Origin of the sequence: Acinetobacter sp. CFCC 10889 (assembly GCF_003268395.1) — a bacterium.
Lineage (GTDB): Bacteria > Pseudomonadota > Gammaproteobacteria > Pseudomonadales > Moraxellaceae > Acinetobacter.
This window is the reverse complement of record NZ_LQXQ01000102.1, coordinates 1-5,587: the sequence shown is the minus strand read 5'-3', so window position 1 is coordinate 5,587 and position 5,587 is coordinate 1. Positions and strand designations below refer to the sequence as shown.

2 protein-coding genes and 5 pseudogenes are annotated in these 5,587 nt (G+C 40.8%); 6 read left to right on the top strand and 1 reads right to left on the bottom strand.

Translation table 11 applies throughout. The annotated features are described in order from the left end of the window. The 5 genes and pseudogenes from AVJ19_RS20165 to AVJ19_RS20145 form a co-directional block, all read left to right on the top strand. Positions 1-91 (top strand): annotated as a pseudogene (locus AVJ19_RS20165) (transposase); the annotation flags it as partial. Between the two features lie 85 nt (positions 92-176). Next, positions 177-1,112, top strand: a complete 936-nt coding sequence (gene tnpC / locus AVJ19_RS20160; protein WP_111861323.1) for an IS66 family transposase — start codon at positions 177-179, stop codon at positions 1,110-1,112. A gap of 19 nt (positions 1,113-1,131) precedes the next feature. Beyond that, positions 1,132-1,998: pseudogene (istA, locus tag AVJ19_RS20155) on the top strand (IS21-like element ISAba8 family transposase); the annotation flags it as partial. After that, positions 1,998-2,769: pseudogene (gene istB, locus AVJ19_RS20150) on the top strand (IS21-like element ISAba8 family helper ATPase IstB). The pseudogenes istA and istB, both read left to right, overlap by 1 nt. 75 nt (positions 2,770-2,844) lie before the next feature. Then, positions 2,845-3,252: pseudogene (locus tag AVJ19_RS20145) on the top strand (transposase); the annotation flags it as partial. Between the two features lie 76 nt (positions 3,253-3,328). Here the strand turns inward: AVJ19_RS20145 and AVJ19_RS20140 are convergent. Then, entirely contained in the window at positions 3,329-4,699 is a 1,371-nt protein-coding gene (locus tag AVJ19_RS20140; RefSeq protein WP_111861322.1) for a phosphomannomutase CpsG, read from the bottom strand. A 153-nt stretch (positions 4,700-4,852) separates the two neighbouring features. Here AVJ19_RS20140 and AVJ19_RS20135 point away from each other — a divergent pair. Next, a pseudogene (locus AVJ19_RS20135) lies at positions 4,853-5,554 on the top strand (IS1 family transposase). Positions 5,555-5,587: the final 33 nt, after the last annotated feature.

The following is a 5,587-nucleotide window of genomic DNA, read 5'->3' as shown; positions in this document are numbered from 1 at the left end:
CGCAAGTCGGGGGAAAACCTCTGTAGATTGGTTTTATGGTTTCAAAATTCATTTGATTTGCGATCATGTTGGACGCTTAGTTTCTTATTGTTAGCGGCAGTGTAAAAATGACCCCCTAATGGCATTTAAAAACTGACCCCCTTGGTTAATATAGTGGTCATTTTGGACTGCTCAACATGTTAACTTTGGAGCAAGCAGTGACAATCCAAATACTTCATCAGCAAGGTAAATCTATTAAAGCTATTACTCGTGAACTGGGGGTGTCCAGAAATACCGTACGTAAATATTTACGGCAAAACACCACACCTCATGAAACACCAGTCACCATTATGCGGATGGGTGAGAATGAGAAAAAACCGAAGAAAGGTTATGTCTGGGCCTATGCCACCACACAGTACAATCCAGTTCAGGCGGTGATCTATGACTTTCAGGATAGCCGTTCAGGTCAGCATGCTGAAGAGTTCCTGAAAGACTGGCAGGGTCATCTGGTCTGTGATGATTACAGTGGTTATAAAGCACGCTTTAAATCAGGTCAGGTCATTGAGGTGGGCTGCATGGCCCATGCACGTCGTAAATTCCATGAACTGCATGTGACCAAAAAAAGTCAGGTTGCTGAACAGGCATTAGTGCTGATTCAGAAACTGTATGCCATAGAAGCAGAACTCAGGAAAAAGACCGATAGTACAGCAGAACAGCGCCGCGAATACCGGCAACAGCATAGTCAACCGGTGATGCAACAACTGTATGAATGGCTCAACCAACATCATCTGACGGTGCCATCGAGTTCTCCCACCGCCAAGGCGATCAATTACACTCTGAAGCGTTGGCCAGCTTTAAGCCGCTATCTGGATGATGGCAATCTACCGATTTGCAATAATTGGGTAGAGAATCAGATGCGTCCCTGGGCCTTAGGACGCAAGAACTGGCTGTTTGCTGGCTCGCTGCGCAGTGGCCAGCGAGCGGCGAATATCATGACTTTAATCCAGTCAGCAAAGCTGAATGGCTTGGATCCGTATGCCTATTTAAGTGATGTGCTGAAAAGGCTGCCGACACACAAAGTGACCCAAATTGAAGAATTGCTGCCGCACTGCTGGAAACCTGAATCGAATTAAAAATTGGTATGGGATTCAGCGGACGCTTACCCTTGACCCATATAAACCTTATTTACTCCAACGTGTAAACGCAGCTCATCCTGAATGGATTCCTGCTGTTGTGCTCTACCAGGAAATTTTAGGGTTGGGATATCCAGGAAAGATCAGGATCTTGAGGGAATATCTTGCAACATTAAAACCAGTTGCTCAACCGGAACCGATCATTCGTTTTGAAACCCAACCTGGCCAACAAATGCAGGTGGATTTCACCACAATTCGACGCAACAACACGACTTTGAAAGCCTTTGTCGCAACATTAGGGTATTCCAGAGCGACTTTCGTGAAATTTTATGATCATGAACGTACGGATGCATGGATCGATGGTCTAGAAAATGCATTTCAGTTCTTTGCAGGAGTACCTCAAGAAATCCTGTTTGATAACGCTAAAACGATCATGATTGAACGGGATGCCTATCAGGAGGGGCAGCATAAATGGAACCCCAAACTGCTCGACTGCGCCAAGAAGTACAGCTTTCGTCCTCGCGTATGTAAGCCCTACCGTGCACAGACCAAAGGCAAAGTTGAACGCTTTAATGGATACCTCAAATCAAGCTTTATTGTGCCATTGAAAGCAAGCCTGAAGACTTCGGGTTTACTGTTAGATGTTGATGTCGCCAATGCCCACATTGGCCGGTGGCTGCATGAAACCGCCAATCAGCGGATTCATGCCACCACGCAAGAAAAACCGGCTGTTCGACTACAACAGGAGCAGCAAAAATTTACGCCATTACCGCAATCAGATACAGGTTCTGTCACTGTACCTGTTGCAGCAGCACAGCATGTCATGCCCTACGAGAGTTTGCAGCATCCCTTATCTGTATATGACCAGTTGCTGGGAGTTTCCTGATGAATCTGCAATACGACCGTATAGAGCAGCTTTGCCAAAAGCTCAATCTGCCTGCCATCGCATCACAATGGTCACATCATGCACAACAAACATTAGGTCAGGATGGAAGTTATGCCGACTTTGTTGAAGCTATCTTGACGCATGAATATGCTGCCAGGCAACAGCGCAGTCAGCAGGTACTGATGAAACTCTCAGGCCTGCCTCAAGTCAAAACCCTGGAAGACTATGATTTTAATTATGCGCTAGGGCCCTAAATCACAGGTGATTGAACTGTTCAATCTGAGCTTTATTGCTAGAGCAGAAAATGTGGTGTTTCTGGGGGCTAGCGGAGTAGGAAAAACGCACTTATCTATGGCATTAGGCTATAAGGCCATCATGAACAACATTAAGATCAAGTTCATTACCGCAGCGGATTTAATGCTGCAACTGAGTGTAGCCTATCAGCAAGGTAAACTGAAAACCTATATGCAACGTGCGGTACTGGGACCAAAGTTACTGATTATCGATGAAATTGGTTATTTACCGTTTGGTCGTGAAGAAGCGAATCTGTTCTTTAACGTGATTGCCAAGCGTTATGAAAAAGGCTGTACGATATTGACGAGTAACTTACCCTTTAGCCAATGGTCTAAGTCATTTGCGGATGATGTTACGTTGACCGCTGCGATGTTAGATCGGCTATTACATCACTGTCATGTGGTACAAATATCGGGTGAGAGTTATCGTTTGAAGGATAAAAAAAGAATTGGGATTCAGCCTCAGGTTGAAACTTAATACGAGATCAAAGGGGTCAATTTTACTTCGCCATTTGTAAGGTAAAAGGGGTCAATTTTAGAATGCCGTTGACATTATTGTATAACAACAGGTAACGTTGATGACCGTAAAGTATTACCAGAATTAATAGAACACTCAAAATTAAAAGGTAAGTTGTTTGGTGATCGTGGCTATATTGGTAAGAATTGGAAGGATCGCCTTGCAGAAGTTGGTGTTCAACTGATTACACGTGTAAAAAGAAATATGAAACCACAAGTTTTAGATCCATTTGATCATGCTGTATTAAAAAAACGTGGAATTATTGAAGCACCATTTAATTTGATGAAAAGTCAATTTGATCTTGAACACACTCGCCATAGATCAAAAATAGGATTATTGACGACAATATTCTCAGCTTTAACCTTATATGCGTTGGTACTTGTGAATGGATATAATTCAGGAATTCAGCAGATTTTAAAACCTATTGAATTAAAATCTGCTTAAGCCGAATTCACGTTAAGTATTTAAAAATGGGAGCTGATTGCTCCCATTTTTATCAAGATTTTTAATGAAAATCAGATTATCCTTGAATTAAAGTCGTTAATTCATCGACATAAGCTTGCATTGGTTTTGGATTTTTATCCTGACGACTTTCAATATTGAGGCGTAATAAAGGCTCTGTATTTGAAGCACGAACATTTAAACGCCAAGCACCAAAATCTAAACTCACACCGTCGGTTTGGTCAATTTTTGGATTTTGATCCGCAAAATAGTCAAGTATCTTTTGAATCGTCTGTTGAGTATCAACGACTTTAAAGTTAATTTCACCACTACAAGGGAATTTTTCAATCATATCTTCGACCAGTGTAGATAAAGATAGATGGGTCTCTGAAAGCACTGAAATTGCCAATAACCAAGGAATCATACCGCTGTCACAATATGAAAAATCGCGGAAATAGTGGTGTGCACTCATTTCTCCACCATAAACCGCATTATGTTCACGCATCACATCTTTAATAAAAGCATGCCCTGATTTAGATTGAATTGCTGTTCCCTGATATTTTTCAACAATATCAAACGTATTCCACACTAAACGAGGATCGTGCACAATTTTTTCGCCTGACTGTTTCAGTAAAAATGCTTGGGCAAGTAGACCTACAATATAATAGCCTTCGATAAATTGACCTTTTTCGTCAAAAAGGAAGCAACGGTCAAAGTCACCATCCCATGCGATCCCCATATCTGCCTGATGTTCAAGTACAGCATTACGGGTACTATCGCGGTTTTCCACTAAAATTGGGTTAGGAATCCCATTTGGAAAGTGACCATCTGCATCATTGTGAATTTTAATGAATGCAACAGGAATACTCAGCTGTTTGAATTTTTCTTCAATAGCATCAACAACATGACCTGCTGCACCATTGCCTGCATTCATGACTAATTTTAATGGACGAATTTTACTTGGATCAATATAGGTAATTAAATGCTCGATGAACTCAGGCAAAATATTATATTTTTGAGTGGTTCCTTTTTTGGCAACGTCTTTAAATTGTTCTGTTTCAGCCAAAGCTTGAATGTCTTTTAAGCCAGTATCTGCACTGATTGGTCGTGCATTTTCACGCACTAATTTCATGCCATTATAATCCATCGGATTATGACTGGCTGTGATTTCAATCCCACCTTGAACATCTAAGTGAAAAGCACCGAAATAAACCTCTTCCGTACCTGTCATACCTAAATCAAGGACATCAACACCCGCATCATTTAAACCACGGATGGTGGCTTGTTTGAGTGCTTCACTGGTTAAGCGAACATCACAACCGACAACTACAGTTTTAGGTTGATAAATTTGCCCATAAGCACGACCGATTTTATATGCAATATCGTTATTGAGTTCTGTGCCGAGTTTTCCACGGATATCATAAGCTTTAAAGCAAGTGAGTTGGCTCATATCTTCTCTCGTTTGATAAAGAAAAGGCTGGTTTATATCCAGCCTATTGTGGTCAGACAAAATAGTTGTTAACTAGTGACTATTAAAAATCAAGGTAGTGTTTCAAAAAGTATGCTGAAAGAAAGACAGGTAAGAATTTGATACTATAGGGAAATGCAAATAACTCTAGAAATCAAATGTCCTACCTGCCTGAGTGACAGTATAAAGAAAAATGGCATAAAACTATATGGTAAGCAAAATTACCAATGCAAAATATGCAAACGTCAATTTATCGGTGATCATGCACTGAGTTACCAAGGTTGTCACTCTGGTATCAAAAGTAAAATACTACATCTGATGGTACGAGGCAGTGGTGTTAGAGACATTGCCAAAGTTGAGCGAGTGAGTATTGGTAAGGTTTTACGTACGCTCAGCCAATCAAACTATCAACTTCAAGCACGGCAAACTCATTATTAAACCATTGAAGTAGATGAGTTTTGGACTTTTGTCGGTAATAAGCAAAATAAAGAATGGTTGATTTACGCCTATCACCGAGAAACAGGTGAAATCGTTGCTTATGTATGGGGTAAACGAGATTTAACCACAGCAAAACGACTTAAATTAAAATTAAAGCAGCTAGGTGTGAGCTATACCCGTATATCAAGTGACGATTGGGATAGCTTTGTTACGACCTTTAAAAAATGTAAACAGTTGATAGGTAAGTTTTTCACTGTAGGTATTGAGGGCAATAATTGTCGCTTACGCCATCGGATTAGACGAGGGTTTAGGAGGAGTTGTAACTTCTCAAAAAATCTGGACAATCATTTCAAAGCCTTTGATTTAGTGTTCTTTTATATTAACAATGGATTCGTTTAATGGCAGCATACTTTTTGAAACACCACCAAAATC